Origin of the sequence: Actinoplanes sp. NPDC051346, assembly GCF_040682215.1 — a bacterium.
Classification (GTDB): domain Bacteria; phylum Actinomycetota; class Actinomycetes; order Mycobacteriales; family Micromonosporaceae; genus Actinoplanes.
On record NZ_JBFBAJ010000004.1, the window covers coordinates 39575 to 60725 of the forward strand.

A 21151-nucleotide genomic window follows, 5' to 3' on the forward strand; every position below is an offset into this window, starting at 1 on the left:
AACCACAGGTCAGGAAGGTGGTTCCGGGTCCGGCGCCCTGGCGGTGGACCCGAGCTGCTGGATCAGCCTCCGGATCGTCTTGCCCGCCGTCTCCGCGTCGTGCGCCATGTCGTGGAAGCGCGCGGTGGTCACCGGGTGCCGGTGGGCCCCCGAACCCGCCATGCGCCGGCTGAGGGCGGACTTCTCCTCCAGCGCCCGCAGCGCCATCCATAGCGCTCCCTCGAGGGCGATGGCCTGCTCGTCCAGGAGGCTCTCCGGTGACCAGGCGTGCCCGATCCGGCAGCGATAGCGCGGCAGCGGCTTGTCATCGATCTGGAACAGGCTGCCGCCGCAGGCGGGGCAGCCGAAACCGCTCGGCGCGACATGGAGATCATCGGTGGTCAACGATCCCAGCTCGGAGATGGCGACCTCCGCGTCGAGAAGCTGGTCCTCCGTGCGGCTGCGATGCTCGGGCAGATCCATGGCGGTGATCCCGGCGAGAAGGCCGCCGATCTTGGCGGCGGGCGCGATGTGGTCCGGTGTCCGGTGTGCGATCGCCGCTCGGGGCATCCACGGGTAGAGCGCGTCGTCCGGGTCCTGGACCACGGTCGTCCCGCCGTGGGCGGCGATGCTGGCCAGGCCGGCGGCGCCGTCGTCGCGGGATCCGGAGAGGACGACGCCAACGGCGCGTTGGGCGTAGGCGCGGGCCACGGAGCGGAACAGCGGATCCACGGCGGGTCGGTGGCCGTTCTCCGCCGGCCCCCTGGTGAGCCGGATCCTGCCATCCAGGACCAGCAGGTGGTGGTCGTTGGGGGCTACGTAGACGCGGCCGTGACGCAGCTCGTCGCCGTCGGTCGCGCTCACCGCGGGCAGAGGTCCGCTGCGGGTGAGAATGGCCGGCAGTGCGCTGGGCGAGTCACGCGGGACGTGCAGGACCACGAGAACCGCACCGGGATAGTCGGCCGGGAGCCCGGCGACGAGCGCGCGCAACGCCTCGACACCGCCAGCGGAGGCACCGACGGCGACCACGTCGCGGTGCTCGGTCGTCACGCCGCTCCCGTCGTCAGCTTCGTCCAGACCACCTTACCGTCCGAAACGGGCAGCACACCCCACGCGTCGGTGAGTTCCCGAACGAGGTGCAGCCCGCGCCCGCCAGCCTCGCTGACAGTCGGGTCCTTGGGGCGGGGCAGGAGCCGGCTGCCGTCGCGTACGGTCAGACAGACCCGCCCGTCGCTCAGCCCGAGCGTGAATTCCATCGTGGTGTGTGCGTGCCGCACGACGTTGGCCACCAGTTCGGTCGCGACCAGGCTGACGGTCGCGGCGAGCTCCCGGAGCTGCCACGCCGCGCAGGCCTGGGACACGAGCTGGCGGACCTGGCGGCAGGCGTCGGGCACGGGCCGCAGCCGCACCCGGATGCGCCGCGGTTCCGGCTCGTCCCGCTGGTCGGCGAGGGCCTTTTCGCAGCTCTCCTCCGTGCTCACGGTGTGGCAGCCGGGCCAGTCGCGCAGGGTCTGCGCCGTCTCGGTCTCCGCCCCGCACAGCACGACCGGCACGGCGGGCCACTCGGCGGTGCGGCAGACGATCGAGCTCAGCACGTCCAAGGCGGAGGGTTCGGCGACCTCGAGGGCGCTGACGTCGACGAGCAGTGACTGCGGCTGAACGGACAGGCAGCGGGCCATGGCCCGTTCCAACGCGTCGCCGGTGACGGCGTCCAGCACTCCGCTGACCCGCAGCACCGCCACCGGAAGGTCCTGCTCAGGTCGGCAGACAAGCTGACTCGACATGGGCCCCCTTCCGCGTCGCGCCGCACCCGTCACGTCGCTCGCTCCCTGTGCCCGCCGGGGGGCCGTGGCAAACGCTCCGTGGCGAAAGGTCGACATTCCCGCGCGGGAGTCGGCGACCGGCGCGCGGAAAAGTGAAGTACCGTAACGCGCCATGGGTGTGTCTCAGCGGCTGAAGAGCCGGTTCCGCAAGTTTCTGCAGCGTCCGGGCACCACGGTCGATCTCGCGCCGTTCCAGCGCAGGTTGCCGACGATCGAGGCCCGCGAGGACGCTCTGCGGGAGCTCGACGACGAGGCGCTGACCGCGGCGGCGGGCGAGGCCGACAGCTACGAGGAGATCTGCGCGCTCGGCCGCGAGGCCGCGCGGCGCGCCCTGGAACAGCGTCCCTACGACGTCCAGCTCATGGGCGCGATGGCGCTGCTGTCCGGCAAGGTCGCCGAGATGGCCACCGGTGAGGGCAAGACGCTCACCGCCACCGTCGCCGCCTACGGCCACGTGCGCATGGGCAACGGTCCGGTGCACGTGCTCACGGTCAACGACTACCTGGCCCGCCGCGACGCCACGTGGATGGAGCCGGTCTACCGGCTGCTCGGGCTGACCGTCGGCTGGGTCACCGAGGCGTCGACGCCCGAGGAGCGCCGGGAGGCGTACGCCGCCGACGTCACGTACGTCTCGGTCAGCGAGGCCGGCTTCGACTACCTGCGCGACCAGCTCGTCACGTCGGTCGACGACCGGGTGCAGCGCGACCGCGCCACCGCCATCGTCGACGAGGCCGACTCGATCCTCATCGACGAGGCCCGCGTCCCGATGGTGCTGGCCGGCAGCATCTCCAGCGAGAGCGACCCGGTGCACGACGCCGCCGAGCTGGTCCGCGGCCTGCGGGCGGGCAAGCACTACGAGGCGGCCGAGGACGGCCGCAGTGTCGCCTTCACCGACGCCGGACTGCGGGTCCTCGAGGAGAAGATGGGCCTCGACCTGTACGCCGACGAGAACGTCGCCCAGCTCTCCGCGGTGAACGTGGCCCTGCACGCTCGGGCCCTGCTGCGCCGCGACGTCGACTACATCGTGCGCGACGGCACGGTGGAGCTGATCGACGAGATGCGCGGCCGGGTCGCCCAGCGGCGGCGGTGGCCCGACGGCCTCCAGGCCGCGGTGGAGGCGAAGGAGGGCCTGCACGCGACCGCCGAGGGCGAGGTCCTCGACACGATCACCGTGCAGGCCTACATCGCGCTCTACCGGACCGTCTGCGGCATGACGGCGACCGCGGTGCACGTCGGCGAGCAGCTGCGCGAGTACTTCAAGCTCGAGGTCGCGGTGATCCCGTCCAACACCCCGAACATCCGTGAGGATGAGCCCGACCGGATCTACTCGGCGCACGACATGCGCGACGAGGCGCTGGTCGAGGAGATCAAGCTGGCCCACGAGAAGGGCCGGCCGGTGCTCATCGGCACCCTCGACGTGAAGGCCTCCGAGCTGCTGGCCAAGCAGCTCGCCGCGGCCGGCGTCCCCTCGGTGGTGCTGAACGCCAAGAACGACGACGAAGAGGCCGCGATCATCAGGGAGGCGGGCGCCCTCGGCGCGGTCACCGTCTCCACGCAGATGGCCGGCCGCGGCGTCGACATCCGCCTCGGCGGCAGCGACGAGAAGGACCGGGACAAGGTCGTCGAGCTGGGCGGGCTCTACGTGATCGGCAGCGGCCGGCACGACAGCCGCCGCGTCGACGACCAGCTGCGCGGCCGCGCCGGCCGCCAGGGCGACCCGGGCGGGTCGGTGTTCTTCGTCAGCCTCGAGGACCACCTGGTCACCCGCAACGCCGGCGACATCCTGCCGTCGTCGCCACGGATGGACATGGACGGCGTCGTGCACGACGACCAGGTCGAGTACGCCGTCGAGCACTCCCAGCGCGTCGCCGAGGGCGTCAACCACGAGATCCACCGCAACACCTGGCGCTACAGCGTGGTGATCGAGCAGCAGCGCCTCGCCCTGGCCGAGCGCCGCGAGCGGCTGCTGACCTCCGAGGTCGCCGCGATCATGCTGCTCGAGAAGTCGCCGGACAAGGCGAAGGAGACCGACGAGGACGTGCTCTCCGAGGCGGCCCGTTCGATCGCCCTGTACCACCTGGACCGCCTCTGGGCCGAGCACCTGGCCGAGCTCTCCGAGGTGCGCGAGGGCGTCCACCTGCGGGCGCTGGGCAAGCTCGACCCGCTGGACGAGTTCCACCGGGCGGCGGTGCCCGCCTTCCAGAAGCTCTTCACCGAGATCGAGCGCCGCACCATCGAGACGTTCGAGGAGACCGACCTCACCGACGGCTGGCAGCCCGAACGCGCCGAGCTCGTGCGGCCGAGCGCGACCTGGACCTACCTGGTGCACGACAACCCGTTCGGCTCGGAGCTCGACCGGCTCATCGCGGCGGTCGGCCGCCGCCTCACCTCCGGAGGCGACGCCTAACCGATGGCCGGCGGCGCTTGGCCGCCGGCATGGGACGGACCCGCGCGGTGAGCGGCGAGGATGTCGCCGCCGAACTCGCCGCGCGGGCGCCGGAGCACCGTGTGCGCGTGGTTTCCGTCGTCGCTGGTGTTGTCGAACTCGATCACGAGATCGTCGGCCTGGACCCGGTAGTAGTGCCGCGTGCCCGGCTGCGGCGGACCCTCCCACGCGAAGTGCACCTCACCGCCGGCCGGGTCGAGCGCCGCCGCCAGCTCGTCGGGCAGCCGGCCGAGATAGACGGCCACCAGCTGGTCGAGCAGCGCACGCTCACCGGGCCGCAGGTCCGCCCGGGCGATCCCGGGCGGTGCGATCGTCGCGCTCCGAGGCCGGGTCGCCGTCCTGATATCGTACGGCGCCACGTCGGCCACAACCGCAACACGGCGCGCCCCCGTCGACAGCGAGAGCAGCAGCTCACGCCCGAGGTCCTCCTCGACGCCCAGCGGCCGCAGCACGGGTCGCCCCAGCGCGTCCACCCGGGCGGGATTCGCGCCGAGGAACACCGGTGCCGGCGAGACCCGGCCGCGGGCCACGGTCATGCTGACCGACAGGTGATGGCCCTCGAAGCGCCACGCCCACTCGTCGTCCCCGGGCGTGCCGAAGACGATCACCCGGTAGTCCGCACTATGCCGGCCGCGCCGGCCGCCCTCCCGCCGGTCCAGCACCTCCTCGAGCGCTAGGACCGCCATGGCCTGGGCGAACGCGGCGGGGCTCAGGCCGGTGGCGAGCAGCCGGTGCACGTCCTTTCGGGGCCCGGGTGCGAGGTCGGCGAGGGACAGCCCGGGCCGTGGCTCCGGCCGGTACTCGATCCACCTGCGGTCGGGATCGTCGAACGCCACGCTCGCCTCGGGGCGGGCCCGCAGCAGGGCGGCGGCCGCTTCGGCCATGTCTGTGGCAAGGGCCATGTCACGCTCCACATAACTAAACGGTGGCCGCAGCCCTTAGACCTGTGGCACGGGCCATGTCACTCTCCGCATAACCGATTGGCGGCCGCAACCCCAGGTCTGTGGCACGAGCTATGTCACTCTCCGCGCAGGAGGGCGGTCATCTCGGGCAGGTCGAAGAACGCGGCGGTCTCGCTCGCGCTGGGCTTGCCGGCCTCGGGGTCCGCGCCCGCCTCCAGCAGTGTCCGCACGGTCTCGCCGTTCTTGCGGAACACCGCGGCGGCCAGCGCGGTCTGGCCGCGGTCGTTGACCCGGCCCGGGTCGGCACCGTACGTGAGCAGCATGGCGACGGTACCCGGCTGGTTGTGGTACGCGGCCAGGATCAGCAGCGTGTCACCCTTGTCGTTGGTCAGGTTCGCGGGCAGGCCCTGGGCGAGGTGGCCGGCGAGTTCCTCGGCGCCGCCTGCGCGGGCCAGGTCGAACATCCGGTGGGCGAACGCGATCGTTTCGGCGTCCAATTCCTCGGCCATGCCGGGAGCCTACGATGTTAATCTCGCCTGCATTCCGCGAGGGGGGCAGGGTGGGCGACGGGGTCTGCGACGGAGTGTACGTCGGTCGCGCCGGTGAGGACGGCGTGGGTAACCAGGGCTGGCTGCTGGGCCATTTCATGCCCCCGGGTGAGCTGCGGCACAGCGAAGCCGTCGAGGTGAAGTGGGGTGTGCACCCGCCCGGCGAGCGGCGCGCCGCCTGGGCCACGCGGGAGACGCGGACGGCCCTGCTGGTGCTGATCAGCGGCACCTTCAACATCGAGTTGCGGGATCGCACCGTGGTGCTGCGCGAACCGGGGGACTACGTGGTCTGGGGCCCCGGCCACGATCACTCATGGCAGGCCGGCGAGCGGGAGACGGTCGTGCTGACCGTGCGCTGGCCGTCGGTGCCCGGCTGGCGGCTACCACCCGCGCGGCCTCGGGAAACCAGCGTTTATTCATAACTGCAGGAAACGGATGCCCGCCGTTAACCGGGGTGACGGTAATGGCATTCACGGTGCGTGAAAACACGATGCATCCGTTGGTTATGGAACGAGTTTCCCACAGTGTGGTTGCCGTCTTGACCGGTTGGCCGCGGCCCCGGAAATATCGACCGCGGTTTAAGCGTGCATTAATTGGATCGTCGTTGTGAACGGCGACGCTCTCATTCTTTCGACGCAGGAGGCTTCATGCCGGTCACCGCCCTGCCGGGGCGCACGGGACGACACGCGATGGGGCCCGGCCGCATGGCCACGATTCGGCGCGCTGCGGTTACACCGCCGCCCGCGGCGGCTGCCCTGACCGTGACGCTGAACATCCCGCTCTCCGGAGACACCCTGCCACCGCAAGCCCATCGGCTCATCGAGGCCGTCCGGGAACTGGTCGAGGCCGGCCAGGGCTCGGTCGCCCTCGAGCAGCCCCGCCCCGAGCAGCTTCCGCAAGCCCCGGAGCCGGTCCGCGACGGTGGCGTCGAGGTGCGACTGCTCACCGCCTCGCGGCAGGTGCTGCTCGACGGTGTGCTGCTGCCGCTCACCCGGCTCGAGTTCGACCTGCTGCTCTTCCTCGCCGAGCATCCGCGCCGGGTGTTCAGCCGCACCCAGCTGCTCAACGCCGTCTGGGGTTACGAGCACACCGGTGAGCGGACGGTCGACGTCCACGTGCGTCGGCTGCGCGTCAAGATGGGCTCGCACCTGCCGCTGATCACCACCGTCTACGGGGTCGGCTACCGGCTCTCCGACGAGGCCCGCATCGTGGTGCTCCCGCACGAGTAGCCGCGGCTGGAGCGTGGCGCTCCCGTCTGGGCGGATGTCGCCCGGATCGTGGCGCTGCTACGCGGGTGGACGTCCGGTGCGAGGCGCCGGCGGGACGCGCCAGGAGCCTGTCCTAGGCTTTCGGGGTGCAGGTGCGTCCCGTCTCGACCGAGGTGCTCGTCGAGGAACTGGCCGACCGGTTCGCCGACGACCGGCGGCCGGTGGGTCGGCTGCGGGTGGCGATCGACGGCCCGGCCGCCGCGACACCCGGCGCGCTGGCCGGCGCCCTGAGCTCCGCGTTGCGGGCACGGGGCCGCCCGGCCGTGCACGTGTCGGCGGCCGACTTCCTGCGCCCGGCCTCGCTGCGCCTGGAGTTCGGGCGGACCAACCCGGACTCCTTCTACGCCGGCTGGGTCGACGAGGCCGGGCTGCGCCGCGAGGTGCTCGACCCCGCCGGTCCGCTCGGCAGCGGCCGGATCGTGACGCGGCTGTGGAACGCCGCCACCGATCGGGCCGCCCGCGAGCCGTACCGGGAGCTTCCCCAGCGGGCCGTGGTGCTTGTCAGCGGTCCGCTGCTGCTCGGCGCCGGGCTGCCGTTCGACGTGACGGTCCATCTCGCACTCTCCCCGGCGGCCTTGGCCCGCCGCACCGACCCGGCGGAGCAGTGGACGCTGCCCGCCTTCGCGCGCTACGCGGCCGAGGTAGATCCCGCCGCATTCGCCGATGTCGTTGTCCGTCTGGACGATCCCCAGCGGCCCGCGGTCGTGCTCAGACATGAGTGAATCACCGTTCGCACCCCCTCTGACCTGCGACGCGAAAGCAGGTTCGCGCAGTCCGTGGCGGTAACGAGCACTGACAGTTATGCTGCGGTTACTTTTTTGCGGGGATCGAGTTTCCGATCTTCGGCGGTGGGTATGAGCGGGACCCCACGGTGCGACACCGGCGGGCCGGCACGGGGGAGTCCACCGGCAGGGGCAGAGGGAAGGGCAGGGGGAGCACATGCTCGTCAACAGCGCGGTCATCACGGGTAAAGGTGCCGACACCGCCAAGGTGCGCTCGACGGACGAGATCGAGCAGATCCGGGTGCTGCTGCAGTCCCGGTTCGACGATCTGAACGCCGAGTACGAACAGGCCGTTGCCGAGAACCACCGGCTGAGGCTGGTCGAGATCGGCGACGCCGCCGGTGACGACCAGGCCGACAGCGGTTCCAAGACCGCCGAGCGCGACGCGGCCACGTCGCTGCTGCGCACTCTGCTCGACCGTCGTACGCAGGCGGAGACCGCCATGCAGCGCCTCGACGAGGGCACGTACGGCAACTGCGAGAACTGCTCCAACCCGATCCCGGTCGAGCGACTCGAGGTGTTCCCCTCGGCCACCACATGCGTGCACTGCAAGTCGAACCGCGAGCGTCGCGCGGGCTGAGCCTGGCCGTCTCGCACCGGTCCGCCACCCGTGCCCGGGCGGCGGGCCGGTCTTGGGACTACCTTGAACTGATGGGTGGGATCCAGGTCGGCACGGCGTCATGGACCGACAAAACGCTGCTCGAGTCGGGCTGGTATCCGGCAACGGCCGACACCGCGGAGAAGCGCCTCGCCTTTTATGCGAAGCAGTTCCCCGTGGTCGAGGTCGACTCGACCTATTACGGTCCGCCGGCCGAGCAGACCACCCGACTTTGGGCCGAGCGCACGCCCGAAGGATTCACGTTCAACATCAAGGCATTCAGCCTGCTAACCGGCCATCCGACCAAGGTTTCCGCGATCTATAAAGATCTGCGACCCGATATTGACAAGAAGAACGTCTACCCGGACGATCTGCCATCGCGAACCTACGAGGAGATCTGGACGCGGTTCCTGTCCGCGCTCGACCCGCTGGTGTCCGCCGGCAAGCTGGGCGCGTTGCTGTTCCAGTTCCCACCGTGGTGGGGGATCCGGAAGTCCCACAAGGAATATCTGCGCGAGATCGCGGCCCGGTGCGAGCCGCTGCGGCCGGTCTTCGAGTTCCGCAACGCCTCGTGGTTCTCCGGCGACAACGCCGCGGAGACCCTCAACTTCCTGCGCGAGCACGGGCTGCCCCTGGTCTGCGTCGACATGCCGCAGGGCCACAAGTCATCGGTGCCGCCCCTGGTCGAGGCCACGGCGGACCTGGCCGTGGTCCGTTTCCACGGCCACAGCGCCAAGTGGACCAGCAAGGACATCCACGAGAAGTTCGGCTACGACTACCCGCGCTCGGAGCTCGAGGAGTGGGTGCCGAAGCTGCGCGCGCTGGCCCGCCAGACCGCGAAGACCCAGGTCTTCATGAACAACTGCTGCTCGGACTTCGCCCAGCGCAACGCGGCCACGTTCCAGGAACTCCTGGGAGAGTAGGCGGATCGTGGCTATTCCGCGGGGATGATCAACGATGGACCCGAACCGCTGCTGGACCTGGGCGGTGAAGGTGCCCGGCGGGCCGCGCCGGTCTCGGGGGTGCGGGTCACCTGCCGGCCGCGGCGGCGGGCCAGGTCGGCCATCGCGGTGGCGTCGACGACCGCCGCGCCGCCGGGGTCGTTGTTGAAGTAGACGTACGTCGGCAGGTCCGGCAGCCGGTCCAGCCAGGAGGACAGACAAGCCCGGCCGTAGCGCGGCCACGGCGTCGCCCGTCCCTCGTGCATCCGCAGGTAGGCGAAGCTGGCGGTGATCCACAGCGGGGTCATCGGACGTCCCTTGCGGTCCGCCCACGACAGTGCGGCGTCGTGTCGCTCCAACACGTCGCGGACCTCGTCGGTCCACCAGCTGTCGTGCCGCGGCTCCACGGCGACTTTCACCGTACGCGGAAAAAGCCCGAGGGTCTCTTCCAGCGCGGCCACGTCCACCTTGCACGTTGGCGGCAGCTGAAGCAGCACCGGGCCGAGCTTGTCGCCGAGGGCGTCGGCACGGCTCAGGAAGCGGGCGACCGGCTCGGCCGGCTCCCGCAGCCGCTTGATGTGGGTCAGGTAGCGGCTCATCTTCACCGCGAAGCAAAAATCGTCCGGCGTCCGCTCGCGCCACTGGGCGAACGTGTCGCGCTCCGGCAGCCGGTAGAACGCGTTGTTGATCTCGACCGTGGCGAACGACTCGGCGAACGTCTCGAGCCAGAGCCGTTGCGGCAGACCCTCGGGATAGAGGTACGGCCGGGTGCCGTCGCCGCCCTTCGGGGGACGCCAGTCCTTGTACTGCCACCCTGAGGTACCCATCACCAGCACGTACCGGGGATTTCCAGATTAGCGGTGATCGAAACGGGTAACCCGGGGTCTCCACCCGACGAAGGAGAAACGATCATGCGACTCAGCGACGATGACATCACCGGTGGCAGCGGCGTCGCCGGCGAGGGCGTGGCCGACGGCGGTGCCAACGCGGGCGGCCAGGACGGCGGCGCGGACGGCGGTGCCGGCGGCGGTGCGGGCGAGGGCGCGGCCGACGGTGGCGCGAACCCGGCCGGCCAGGACGGCGGCGCGGACGGCGCGGCCATGGGCGAGGGCCCGGCCGACGGCGGTGCCAACGCGAGCGGCGTCGACGGCGGTGCGGACGGCGGCGCCTCGGGCGAGGGCCCGGCGGACGGCGGCGCGGAAGTGAACGGCCAAGACGGCGGCGCCGACGGCAGCGCGTAGAGGGCGCGCGATGACGAACCCGTCGCCGGACGGCACCGAGGACCGTCCGGCCCTCTCCCGGATCATGGCCGTCGACCCGGTCAAGTTCGCCGAGGCGTACTGGGGGCGCCAGCCCCTGCTCACCCGCGCCGACGAACTGGCCGGGCCGGACGGTTTCCGTGACCTGCTGACCCCCGAGGCGGTCGACGAACTGCTCGGCGAGCGCGGGCTGCGAACCCCGTTCCTGCGGGTGGCCGATCAGGGCACCGTGCTGCCCTCCTCGGCGTTCACCGGACCCGGCGGCGCCGGCGCCGAGGTCGGCGACCAGGTCATCGACGACAAGATCATGCGCCTGTACGCCGACGGCGCCACGCTCGTCCTGCAGGGCCTGCACCGCCTGTGGCCGCCCCTGATCCACTATGCCGGCCGCCTCGGCGCTCACCTGCGCCAGCCGGTGCAGGTCAACGCCTACCTGACGCCGGCCGGCAACAAGGGATTCGCGACCCACTACGACACCCATGACGTCTTCGTGCTGCAGATCGACGGCACCAAGCGCTGGCGCGTCCACGAGCCGGTGCTGCCCGAGCCCCTCGAACGCCAGGCCTGGGGCGGCCGCGCCGACGAGGTCGGCGCCGTCGCCGACGGACCCGCCGCACTCGACGTGGTCCTCTCCCCGGGCGATGCCCTCTACCTACCGCGCGGCTGGCTGCATTCGGCGCGGGCACAGGGGGAACGGTCGCTGCACCTGACGTTCGGCGTCCGGGCGCTCACCCGGTACGCGATCGTCGAGGAACTCCTCGGCCTCGCCTCCGGCGACCAGCGACTGCGCGCGACACTGCCGTACGGGATGGATGTCACGGACCCCGACCAGGTCGCCCCCGAACTCACCGAGACGGTCACGGCCCTGCGGGACTGGCTACTCACCGCGGACCCGGCCCAGATCGCCGACCGGCTGCGCGCCCGGGCCTGGTCGGCGACCCGGCCGGCGCCGGTCCGTCCCCTCGCCCAGCTCGCCTACGCCGAGGCCCTCAGCCCCGACGACCGGGTCACGGTCCGCGAAGGGCTGCACTGGGACCTGCGCGAGGACGGACCGGAACACGTGGTCCTGCGACTGCCCGGGCGCACGCTGCGCCTGCCCGCCTACTGCGCTCCGGCCATACGCTCGGCGCTCGACGGCCGTACCCACCGCGTGGGTGACCTGCCCGGCCTCGACGACGACGCGGACCGCCTGGTGCTGGCCCGCCGCCTGCTACGCGAGGCCGTCCTCGTCCCGGCCTGATCCACGCCGGCCCGACGCCGCAAGCAGCCCACGGACAACGACCACAACGGCTTCGGGGGAGGGGATGGCCCACGCAGGGATCAAGCCTGACCGCCCGGAGTGGGTCATCCCCTCCCCCGAAGCCCCACATTGACCCACCCGAAGCCGTGAGCGTGCCACGGCGGATCCGACTCAAGCCGCCAACCGTGCCGGCGGCTTCGCTCGCTGCGCCGGCGGCTTCGCTCGCCGGGGCGGTGGCTTCGCTCGCCGGGGCGGTGGCTCGCGTCCTTCGCGTGATGGTGGCCGGGGTGGAGGGGGGACGTCGCAGCGTGCGGTTCAGCCGCCGCCGGCGTTGGCGCGGACCACGGTGAGAATCACGCCGGCCGTGACCAGGGCGGCGATCAGCACCGTGGCGACCGCGGAGGCGTCGAGGGGCATGCCGCCGCGGTCCGCGACGCGCTTGGCCGTGACGACCGCCAGGATCGGGCCGAGCAGCGCCACGATCAGCGCCACCACCGGCAGCCCGACGGCCAGGTCGCCGCCGCCCTCGCGGCCCGCCCAGCGCAGCAACGACCACGCCGCGAGCCCGACGGCCCCGCCGAGAGCGCCGAGTCCCGCGTAGAGGAAGGTGGCGCCCTTCAAAGGCTTCGCCGGCGGCGCCCACGCCGCGGTGGTCGCCGCCTCCTGGAGGTAGTCGTCCGCGTCGCGGTTCCGCTGCCGGGGAACGGCCGGCTGCGGCGCGCCCGCGAAGCGGTCCGCCGCCCGGCCGGCCCGATGCGAGAACTCCGCCCAGAGTACGGCGACGCGCGCGTCCACCTCCTCGAGGCCGCGCTGCGCCGCACGGACCGCCGTCACCGCCTCCCGGATCCGCCGGTCGGCCTGGCGCACCGCCTCGTCGGCCTCCCGGGCGCGGGTGTCGTGCCAGTTTCGCGCCTCGGCGCGGTGCGCCGCCGCCTCCTCGTCGAGGTTGGTCAGCTTGCGGATCACGGAACGGTAGTCGGGGGTACGGCGCTCGAGCACGCCGTCATGGTCGGAAGCGGTCATGAGGGTCCATAGGGGATGATCACCTCGGCGCCACGGTGCACCGAGCGGTCGAAGTGCAGCGCCCGCCATGGTCGCGGATACCAGACCGGCGAGCCGTGCCCCGGGTAGTACGGCGACAGCTCGCTGCCGTGCACGTCCAGAGCCACCCACGCGCCGATGACGTCCGTGCGGGCGGCCTGCCCACCCAGGGTGTCGCGCAGCAGCGACGCCCCGCGCCACCAGCCGAGGACGTGGACGCGCCGCTCCGGGCCCTGCCGCAGGATCCGGCGCAACAGCTCCTGGGCGGGTGCGGGTGCGGCGTCGACCGCGTACAGCAGCAGGTGCAGCGGCCGGTCGGCGGCGGTGCCCTCGGTGGCCCGGGAGGCCGCGTCCTCGAGGAGGAAGCCGACGGTGTCGCCGTCGTAGTATCCGGTGTCGTCCGGCAGGACGCTCCTGAGCGCCTCCACCGCGGCGTGCGCGTCGGCGTCCAGACAGGCCACCGCGAACTGCGCCGCGCCCGGCTCGAACTGGGCGGCGAGCGAGCGGGCCGCGGTGTGCAGGATCGCGCACGCCTCGTCGACCCGCGTACCCATGATCGCGATGTTGCGGCCCGGCGCCCGACGCAGCACCGTCCGCGCGGACCGGGCCTCGACGTCGATGGTCTCGCCGAGCAGCACCACGGGCGCGGGCACCGGCCCCGCGCCGAACCGCCGGAAGTCCGGGCTGTCGTCCAGGCGCGGGATCGCGTCGCCGTCGAAGAGCCGTGGCGGGGGCAGCTCCTGCGGGCGCCGCCGCCACAACCGATGCTGCAGGTCGCTCCAGCGGTCCCGGTCTCCGGCGTCGGGCACCCGGACCACCCGGTTGGCCTCCGTGGCGCCGGAATCGGCGTTCACCACCGCGTGGTAACGCGGCAACACCTCGGCGGCGGTGTTCTGCTCGGCGAGCACCCGGCGAGCCCGGGGCAGCGCGATCCGCAGCGAGAACTGCGCCACCAGCGCCGGGCGGCCCCACAGCGCCTCGATGCCCGACACGTCCTGGCTGGCCAGCACCAGGTGGATGCCCTGGGAACGGCCGCGCCGGGCCAGGTCCTCGAGCAGGTCGACCGCCTCGGCGGCGACCGCGTCCCGGCCGGCCAGCAGCACCTGGAACTCGTCGACGACGGCCACGATCCGCGGCCACGAGCCCTCGGGATCCTCGGCGCGCAGCTCCGCCAGGTTGGTCACCTCGTGACGCTTGGCGGCGTCCGCCCGGGCACGCAGCTCGGCGCCGAGGAAGCGCAGCAGGGCCAGGCCGAACTCGCGGTCGGTGTTGACGTTGACGCCGACCAGGCGTACGTGGGGGAGCCAGCTCGGGTCGCGACGGCCCGGCGCGAACCGGGCGAAGGACACGCCCTCCTTGAAGTCCAGCAGATAGAACGCCAGCTCGGCGGGGGAGTAGCGGGCCGCCAGCGCGCCCATCCACGCGTAGATCAGATTGGTCTTGCCGGTGCCCGAAGGTCCGGCGATCAGCGCGTGCGGCGGATAGTCGGAGAGGGTCACGTGCACCGGCGCGCCCTGCGGGTTGTCGCCGAGCGGGGCGGTCAGCGCCCGCGCCGAACTCTCCTGCCACTCGCGCTCGGGCAGCAGGCTGTCCAGGGCGACCGGTGCCGGCCCCGCCGCGACCGCGTCGGCGATCTGCCGGCAGGTGCGGGTGACCACCGCCGGCGGTGGACCCGGATCGAGCAGGACGGGCAGGTCGCCGGTGCCGCCCAGGCGGGCCTCGTCGCCGGGGACCGCGTCGACGACCTCGATGCCCGGACCGGCCGGCACGCTCAGGTCGCGCACGATCAGGTGGACACCGCACGCCGCGCCGGTGCGCAGGATCCGGTCGAGTTGGCCGCGCTCGTGCCGGGACAGCTCGTCGGGGCGGCCGCCGCCGAGCAGGATCGCGACCCGCCACGGCTCGGGGCGGCGGCCCGTCGCGGCCGCCAGCTCGCGCAGCGAGGAGTGCTCACCGGCCAGGACCGTCTCGTTGATCCGGCGTACGTGGTCGACCAGCTCGTCGAGCAGGGCGCCGAGCCCGCCGGGGCCGACGAACCGCAGCACGCCGGCCGGGGCCAGCGGGGCGAACCCGGCCAGCCCGCCGCCGAGCTGCTCCGGGTCGTACCCGGTGAGGGTGATCCGCCCCGGCTCGACGCTGCCCAACGCGCGCAGCAGCAGGCCGGCCACCACGTCGTCGCCGGTGGTGTCGTGGCCACGGACCACCACGTGGCCGTGGTCCAGCAGCGGCACGAGCGCGGGCACCTCGTCGTCGTACGGCAGCAGCAGTCGTCCCACCCGCAGCTCCGGCGCGGGCGCGGGCGACACGGCAGGCGTGGTCCGCCACCGTGACCATGGCGCTCCCGCCGCACCGGGAGCGGCGAGGCGCGCCGTCTCGACGGCGGCTCCCGCCAGCTCGGCCAGCTCACGCTCGCGCTGCTCGTCGACCTCCCGCAGCCGCTTGTCCCGCTCGTGGACGAGGCGCTTGCGGCGTTCGCGGGCGGCCCCGACGATCCGGGCCCGCCGGGTGACCGCCGCCTCGTGCTCCGCGCGGGCCGCCTCCAGGGCGGCCTCGGCGACGCCGAGAGCGTGGGACAGCGCGGCGCGGACCTCGACGACCTGCTGGGCGGCCGACTCAGGCATCGGCGCCCCGGGTCCGCGACGGCTCGGGCGCGTCCGGGTCCAGAGTGGCCGGATCGCGGCCGAGGCGGGCCAGCAGGACACCGGTCAGCACGCTCGCGGTGACCGCCGAGTCGGCGGGATGCGCGGGCGCCTCCGCCGCCGCCGGCGCCCGGCAGATGCGGGCGAGCAGCGTGTCGAGGACGGCCGGTGGGGTGCCGGGCAGCAGCGACCTGACCCGGCCGCCGGCGGCCGTCCGCAGCCTCTGCATGTCCTCCGGGCGCGGTTCGTGCCCCAGCAGGTCGCCGGCGAGCCGGTGCAGGACCGGCGAGCTGGCGGCGGACAGGCCCAGTCCGGTGGCGGCGTCGACCCGGTGCAGGTCGCGGCCCAGCCGGGCCCGGTCGCCGGAACGGACCCCGGCGGCCACCCGGCGCAGCAGCTCGGCGGTGCCGCCGGACCGCCCACCCGCGGCCCCCGCCTCCGCCGGCGGAGGCGGGGCCTCACCGGTGAGCGCGGCGACCCGTTCCTGCCACCAGGGCCCGAGCCGTTCCGGTGGCGGCGCCTGCTCCTCGGTGCGAGGAGGCGCCGGATCGTCCTGCTTCAGCCCCGCCCGGTAGTCGTCCTTCGGCGGCGCGCCACCCGACAGGCCCAGCACTGCCAGATAGGAGGCGATCGCGTCCTGGGCGAGGCGCAGCGCGGCGGCGGAATGCTCGGCGTGCTCGATGGCGTTGCCGAGCTGCGGCACCCCCAGCGGGTCCACCGAGGTCTGACGGACCCAGTTCAGCAGATCGGACGCGCTGCGCAACCGCTCCATGGCGACGGACACGAGGCCGGTCGGCAGCTCCTCCGACGTTGCCCTCAACTGGGCGCCGAGTTCCTCCACCAGTGACATCGGAGGTCAGAGGGTCGCCGTGTAGGTCTGAGCCTGCTCGACCGCCATCAGTGTCGCGCCGAGACACTCCTCGAGCTGCTGGTCGGCCTGGGCCAGGGAGGCGTGCGCGGCCCCGACCGCGTCGTTGGCCGAGCCGTCGAGCGCGGCGGCCAGGCTCTGCTGGGCCTCGCCGAGCTTCTCCCGGGCCGCCTGAATGGCCGCCTGACCCTCGGTGACCTGGTGGAGCGCGGCGTCCACGGCCGCTCTGACCTCGGCGACGCTGGCCACTCCTGCCGCCTCCAATAAATCGTCACGGTGTTACGCGCCCAGCTTAGTCGTCCGTGATGCGCGGGTCGTGCCCGCGTGGGGAGTTTCCGCGCCACCGACGCGGTGTCCGACGTCGACGATCAGGAGTCGTGCCTGGCCGCGGAGTTTCCGCGCGGAACGCTGGTGGGTCCGCGCACCTCCGCGCCGAGAACTGTCACCCGTTCGCGCAGACCACGGTCGGCGGTGACCACGACGACCCGCCGCCCGGCGCCCTCGGCGGCGACGAGCGCCACGATCGCGTCGTCGCCGGAGCCGGTGGCCCGCTCGACACGTACGCCCGGTGCCGGATCGATGTCGCGGGCGCGGCCCTCCACGACCAGGACGAGTTCGACGGGGCCGGGGAGGTCCGGCAGTCCCTCGGTGTGCAGGGGGCGCAGCGCGTCGCGGAGCCGGGCGGTCGCACCCGCGCGGTCTTTCCACCATCCGTCCGGCTTCGAGCCGACGACGTTGGCGGCGTCCACGACCAGCAACGGCTGCATTATTGGCCTCCGCTTCGCTACGGCGGGCACTGCGCCCAGAGGCAGGTCGGTGTCGAGGGCACCGAAACAGACTACGGCAGAGGGCGCCTTGTCTGTTTCGGCGCCCTCGACACCGACGGGCGCAGTGCGACTCTGGTTGCGGTTGGACCACGTTTGGGTTGGGGCCGTTGTCAGGTTATTGAGCTGAGGGGGGTTGACCTGTGGGGTTGCGGTTAGACGGCGGTGAGTTGCTCGGCTAGGCGGCGGTGAGTTGCTCGGCGCCGAGGGTCGGGTGGTCGGCTAGCCAGGCGAGGTAGCCCGGGTTGCGGGACGAGGCCTCCAGGTAGGCGTCGCGGGCCATGCCCATCAGGCGGGGGGCGACCTGGGCCGCGGGGCTGTCCGGATGCCAGCCCAGCACCTGCCGCCAGCGCAGCGGCGCTCCCTTGATCGGCAGGTGCACCAGGCCGGCCGGTGGACGGAAGGTCGGCTGACACAGTGCCAGCGCGTGGCCGGACTCGGCCATGTCGACGCAGCCGCGGATGTCGGTTTCCAGGATCCGCTTGGGGGTGAAGCCGGCCCGGGCGCATGCCGCCGCGAAGCAGTCGCCGAAGCAGCCGCCGCCGGGTCCGCCCGCCCACTGCTCGTCGGCCAGCTCGGCGAGGTCGACCTCGACGCCCTTGGCCTGGGGATGATCCTCCTGCATCAGCACGCAGACGCCGTCAACGGCGATGGTCTGCCAGACCAGCCCGTAGTCGGCCGAGGGGATGGCGTCGCCGCAGACCCCGACCTGGGCGTAGTCCAGCCGGCCCGCCAGCACCATGGTGGCCAGTTCGTCGACGTAGTAGGACGCGTGGGTGGAGATCTGTGCGTCGGGCTGGGCGACGGACAGCCGGTGCACCATGCCGCCGATGACCGGACCGCCGATCGAGCCAATCCGGTACCGGCTCATGGCCTGGTCCGAACCGGCTCCGGCGAGCCGGGCCGCCTCGTCCTGCAGACCCTTCATCGCGGGCAGCAGGACCCGGGCGCGGGAGAGCACGAGCTCGCCCAGCGCGGTGGGCCGAGCGCCCCGCCGGTCGCGTTCGAAGAGCGGCCCGCCCAGCGTGCGCTCGATGCGTTGCAGCTGCGCGGTCAGAGCCGGCTGGGCGAGCCCGAGCAGCGACGCCGCCTTCGTCACGCTGCCCGTCTCCGCGATGGCACAGACCACCTTGAGATGCCGCAGCTCCAGGTTCATAGCGTGACGGTAGGACGTTCGCGGGATATCGGCTAGACCTTCGACGGATCGAAGATCCTCCACTTGTGACAAACGGGTTAACCAAAAGGGCAGAAGCTGCTAACCAGTACGTTCGTACGGAAACATTGTGTACGGCATTTATCACTATCAGTAAAGTTAAAGATCTTGGGGGTACGTGGTCCGCCGCCCGACCACGTCGCGGACCTTGTCCACGATGGCCACCGCGGGGTCCACGACCTTGTTCCAGGGCGGCGTCGCCGGGGTCTGAGGATGCGGCCGGGTCGGCGCCGCCTCCCGAGCGACCTCCACCCGGTTGCCGAGCCGAATCAGCTCCTCGGCCGACACCATCCGCTCCAGCAGTGGCAGCAGCTCACCGGTCGCGGCGTCCGCGTGCCGGCGCAGCCGCCGACCCACATCCTCCGCCCGCTCGCGCCGCTCGGCGTCCCCGGCGTCCTCCAGCAGCCGCAGCGACTCCAGCAGCGCCCGGTCCTCCGCGATCTCCCGCTCGGCGAGCCGTTCGCCGTCCGGCACGGCGGCGCGCACGGCGGGATAGACATACTGCTCCTCGGCGGACAGATGCCGCGACAAGCCGGCGCTGACCACCTCGGCGAGCACCCGGCGTCGACCCGCGTCGGTGCCGTCGGCGGTCAGCTCGTCGCAGAGGGCCAGCAGCTCACGATGCTCACGGGACACCACGTCGGCGACGTTCACGCCGGTGGACTCGCCGCCGACCGGCGGCAGGGGAGGCAGATGTACGGACACGGCCGCCTGGTACCCGCACCCGACCTGGCGTCAAACGCCTCGTGCGGTGAGCTGGTAAGAAGAGCGGATGGAACCAGTCAGCGCCGCCGACGACGTCGTGCGCATCTGCCGCGACCTGCTCCGGATCGACACCACCAACACCGGCGATCCCCGGACCACGGTCGGCGAGCGTGTCGCCGCCGAATACGTCGCCGAGCAGCTCACCGAGGTCGGCATCGATGTGCAACTGCACGAGTCGGCGCCGAAACGGGCCAACCTCGTCGCCCGGATCCCGGGCAGCGACCCGTCGCGGGGCGCCCTGCTCGTGCACGGCCACCTCGACGTCGTCCCCGCCGACGCGCGCGAATGGTCGGTGCCCCCGTTCTCCGGCGAGGAGAAGGACGGATACCTGTGGGGCCGCGGCGCGATCGACATGAAGGACTTCGACGCCATGATGCTCGCCGTCGTCCGTCGCTGGAAGCGCACCGGCGTCGTCCCGCCGCGCGACATCGTCCTCGCCTTCACCGCGGACGAGGAGGCGGGCATGGAGTACGGCTCCCAGTTCCTCGTCCGCGAGCACGCCGACCTGTTCGAGGGCTGCACCGAGGCGATCGGCGAAGTCGGCGGATTCTCCTACACGATCAACGACGACCTGCGCCTCTACCTGGTCGAGACCGCCGAGAAGGGCATCGACTGGCTGCGCCTGCACGCCAAGGGCCGCCCCGGGCACGGCTCCTTCGTACACGACGACAACGCCGTTACCGCCCTCGCCGAGGCCGTCGCGGCGGTCGGCCGGCACAAGTTCCCGATGGTCATCACCCCGACCGTGCGGTCCTTCCTGGAGCAGGTCTCCGAGGCCCTCGGCATCGAACTCGACCCCGACGAACCCGAGCTCGCCATCGCCAAGCTCGGCCCGATCGCCAACCTCATCGGCGCCACGGTCCGCAACACCGCCAACCCCACCCGCCTCGAAGCCGGCTACAAGGACAACGTCATCCCCGGCCGGGCGTCGGCGACCATCGACTGCCGCACCCTGCCCGGCCAGGCCGAACTCTTCCTCGAACAGCTGCGCGCCGTGATCGGCCCCGACATCGAGATCGAGCACCTGCAGCAGCAGGCGGCCCTCGAGACCGGTTTTGACGGCGCCCTCGTCGACGCCATGGGCGCCGCCCTGCGCGCCGAGGACCCGGGTGCGCGCGCCGTGCCGTACATGCTCTCCGGCGGCACCGACGCCAAGGCCTTCACCACCCTCGGCATCCGCTGCTTCGGTTTCGCCCCCCTGAAACTCCCCGCCGACCTGAACTTCTCCGCTTTGTTCCATGGCGTCGACGAGCGCGTCCCGGTCGAAGGACTACAGTTCGGCGTGCGTGTGCTCGACCGCCTGCTCCAGGCGAGCTGATGAGAGGACTTTCGACCATGACCGACCAGTACGCGGAGCTCGACGCCGCCCTCGACCGTGTCGTGGAGGCCGCCAGGGCCCACCTGGCGGCGGTGAAGGCCGCCCAGGGCCGGGTGGACGACGACGACGTGTGGCAGGCCTACGTCACGTTGAACAACACCTCCTACGCCTACGACGAGAAGCTGCTCGACGCCTTCGGCGAAGTGACACCCTGGGACGTCGAATCGATCGACCCCGACGAGGCCGACGCCCGCTTCAGCGCGGCCACCGCGGGCGCCGACGGCACCTCCGCCGACCCGTACGCCCAGGTGATCTCCGTCCGCCAGCGCCGCGACTACCGCGTCCCCAGCGTGTCGGCCCTCCTCCGCGTCGCGGACTCCGCCCGCCGCAACCTCGTCCCCGAAGACGAGGAACCCGGCGCGGTCGAATCGGTCGGCGAAGCCGTCCTCGAACTCCTCCAGGCCGGCGACGGCTCCCTGTCATCGCTGGACGTCCCCGAGCTCGAGCCCCTCGACGGCCTCCTCACGGTCTCCGAAGTCAAGGAACCCCTAGACCTCGAAGCCTTCGCCGACGAAGACGGCGCCGGCCCCTTCACCCCAGCCGCCGACGACCAACTCGTAGGCCGCCTCGACGAACACCCCTTCCTCCCCGACGAAGAAGACGAACACGCCGGCCACACCCACTGACCCACGTCCCA

At 72.3% G+C, this 21151-nt stretch carries 22 protein-coding genes; 10 read left to right on the plus strand and 12 right to left on the minus strand.

Features of this window, described 5'->3' with window-relative positions; genetic code table 11:
• Positions 1–9: 9 nt before the first annotated feature.
• Both AB0M36_RS11480 and AB0M36_RS11485 read right to left on the minus strand, forming a co-directional pair.
• On the minus strand, positions 10–1029 hold the full coding sequence (locus tag AB0M36_RS11480) for a chemotaxis protein CheB (RefSeq protein WP_364155489.1): 1020 nt from the start codon (positions 1027–1029) through the stop codon (positions 10–12).
• Positions 1026–1763, minus strand: coding sequence for an ATP-binding protein (locus AB0M36_RS11485; RefSeq protein ID WP_364155491.1), 738 nt, complete (start codon positions 1761–1763; stop codon positions 1026–1028). The genes AB0M36_RS11480 and AB0M36_RS11485 overlap by 4 nt, the downstream gene beginning before the upstream one ends.
• 151 nt (positions 1764–1914) lie before the next feature.
• Here AB0M36_RS11485 and secA2 point away from each other — a divergent pair, with 151 nt between their 5' ends.
• Positions 1915–4209: an accessory Sec system translocase SecA2 gene (gene secA2 / locus AB0M36_RS11490; protein WP_364155493.1), complete on the plus strand. Its 2295-nt coding sequence runs from the start codon at positions 1915–1917 to the stop codon at positions 4207–4209.
• On the opposite strand, the gene AB0M36_RS11495 is transcribed toward secA2, so the two are convergent.
• Together AB0M36_RS11495 and AB0M36_RS11500 are read right to left on the minus strand one after the other, a co-directional pair.
• On the minus strand, positions 4206–5150 hold the full coding sequence (locus AB0M36_RS11495) for a DUF3500 domain-containing protein (protein WP_364155494.1): 945 nt from the start codon (positions 5148–5150) through the stop codon (positions 4206–4208). The genes secA2 and AB0M36_RS11495 overlap by 4 nt on opposite strands.
• A 116-nt stretch (positions 5151–5266) precedes the next feature.
• Complete coding sequence (locus AB0M36_RS11500; protein ID WP_364155495.1) at positions 5267–5659, minus strand: ankyrin repeat domain-containing protein; 393 nt, start codon at positions 5657–5659, stop codon at positions 5267–5269.
• 14 nt (positions 5660–5673) lie between these two features.
• Between AB0M36_RS11500 and AB0M36_RS11505 the strand changes: the two genes are divergently transcribed.
• The 5 genes from AB0M36_RS11505 to AB0M36_RS11525 all read left to right on the plus strand — a co-directional run bounded on the left by AB0M36_RS11505 (position 5674) and on the right by AB0M36_RS11525 (position 9269).
• Positions 5674–6120 (plus strand): signal peptidase I, encoded by a 447-nt coding sequence (locus tag AB0M36_RS11505; RefSeq protein ID WP_364155496.1) that lies wholly within the window; start codon positions 5674–5676, stop codon positions 6118–6120.
• 339 nt (positions 6121–6459) lie between these two features.
• Positions 6460–6927, plus strand: coding sequence for a winged helix-turn-helix domain-containing protein (locus AB0M36_RS11510; RefSeq protein WP_364156604.1), 468 nt, complete (start codon positions 6460–6462; stop codon positions 6925–6927).
• A 125-nt stretch (positions 6928–7052) separates the two neighbouring features.
• Complete coding sequence (locus tag AB0M36_RS11515; protein ID WP_364155497.1) at positions 7053–7688, plus strand: uridine kinase; 636 nt, start codon at positions 7053–7055, stop codon at positions 7686–7688.
• A 217-nt stretch (positions 7689–7905) separates the two neighbouring features.
• A complete protein-coding gene (locus AB0M36_RS11520; protein ID WP_364155498.1) occupies positions 7906–8328 on the plus strand; it encodes a TraR/DksA C4-type zinc finger protein in 423 nt (140 codons plus the stop codon).
• Positions 8329–8399: 71 nt separating this feature from the next.
• Entirely contained in the window at positions 8400–9269 is an 870-nt protein-coding gene (locus AB0M36_RS11525; RefSeq protein WP_364155499.1) for a DUF72 domain-containing protein, read from the plus strand.
• An 11-nt stretch (positions 9270–9280) separates the two neighbouring features.
• On the opposite strand, the gene AB0M36_RS11530 is transcribed toward AB0M36_RS11525, so the two are convergent.
• On the minus strand, positions 9281–10114 hold the full coding sequence (locus tag AB0M36_RS11530; protein WP_364155500.1) for a DUF72 domain-containing protein: 834 nt from the start codon (positions 10112–10114) through the stop codon (positions 9281–9283).
• Positions 10115–10198: 84 nt separating this feature from the next.
• Here AB0M36_RS11530 and AB0M36_RS11535 point away from each other — a divergent pair, with 84 nt between their 5' ends.
• Both AB0M36_RS11535 and AB0M36_RS11540 read left to right on the plus strand, forming a co-directional pair.
• Complete coding sequence (locus AB0M36_RS11535) at positions 10199–10528, plus strand: BatC protein (RefSeq protein ID WP_364155501.1); 330 nt, start codon at positions 10199–10201, stop codon at positions 10526–10528.
• 10 nt (positions 10529–10538) lie between these two features.
• Positions 10539–11786 carry a cupin domain-containing protein gene (locus AB0M36_RS11540; protein ID WP_364155503.1) on the plus strand — a complete coding sequence of 416 codons (1248 nt, stop codon included), beginning with the start codon at positions 10539–10541 and terminating at the stop codon, positions 11784–11786.
• Positions 11787–12101: 315 nt separating this feature from the next.
• On the opposite strand, the gene AB0M36_RS11545 is transcribed toward AB0M36_RS11540, so the two are convergent.
• The 7 genes from AB0M36_RS11545 to AB0M36_RS11575 all read right to left on the minus strand — a co-directional run bounded on the left by AB0M36_RS11545 (position 12102) and on the right by AB0M36_RS11575 (position 19076).
• Positions 12102–12809: a hypothetical protein gene (locus tag AB0M36_RS11545; RefSeq protein WP_364155504.1), complete on the minus strand. Its 708-nt coding sequence runs from the start codon at positions 12807–12809 to the stop codon at positions 12102–12104.
• Complete coding sequence (locus AB0M36_RS11550; protein ID WP_364155506.1) at positions 12806–15448, minus strand: FtsK/SpoIIIE domain-containing protein; 2643 nt, start codon at positions 15446–15448, stop codon at positions 12806–12808. Before AB0M36_RS11550 ends, AB0M36_RS11545 begins: the two co-directional genes overlap by 4 nt.
• Positions 15441–16316, minus strand: coding sequence for a hypothetical protein (locus AB0M36_RS11555; protein WP_364155508.1), 876 nt, complete (start codon positions 16314–16316; stop codon positions 15441–15443). The genes AB0M36_RS11550 and AB0M36_RS11555 overlap by 8 nt, the downstream gene beginning before the upstream one ends.
• 6 nt (positions 16317–16322) lie before the next feature.
• Complete coding sequence (locus AB0M36_RS11560; RefSeq protein ID WP_364155509.1) at positions 16323–16583, minus strand: hypothetical protein; 261 nt, start codon at positions 16581–16583, stop codon at positions 16323–16325.
• 119 nt (positions 16584–16702) lie between these two features.
• Entirely contained in the window at positions 16703–17101 is a 399-nt protein-coding gene (locus tag AB0M36_RS11565; RefSeq protein ID WP_364155511.1) for a hypothetical protein, read from the minus strand.
• A 235-nt stretch (positions 17102–17336) separates the two neighbouring features.
• Positions 17337–18314, minus strand: a complete 978-nt coding sequence (locus AB0M36_RS11570; protein ID WP_364155513.1) for a LysR family transcriptional regulator — start codon at positions 18312–18314, stop codon at positions 17337–17339.
• A 156-nt stretch (positions 18315–18470) separates the two neighbouring features.
• Positions 18471–19076 carry a hemerythrin domain-containing protein gene (locus AB0M36_RS11575; protein ID WP_364155514.1) on the minus strand — a complete coding sequence of 202 codons (606 nt, stop codon included), beginning with the start codon at positions 19074–19076 and terminating at the stop codon, positions 18471–18473.
• A gap of 67 nt (positions 19077–19143) precedes the next feature.
• On the opposite strand from AB0M36_RS11575, the gene AB0M36_RS11580 reads away from it, so the two are divergent.
• Complete coding sequence (locus AB0M36_RS11580; protein WP_364155515.1) at positions 19144–20454, plus strand: M20/M25/M40 family metallo-hydrolase; 1311 nt, start codon at positions 19144–19146, stop codon at positions 20452–20454.
• Positions 20455–20471: 17 nt separating this feature from the next.
• Complete coding sequence (locus AB0M36_RS11585) at positions 20472–21140, plus strand: hypothetical protein (RefSeq protein ID WP_364155516.1); 669 nt, start codon at positions 20472–20474, stop codon at positions 21138–21140.
• The last annotated feature ends 11 nt before the right edge of the window (positions 21141–21151 follow it).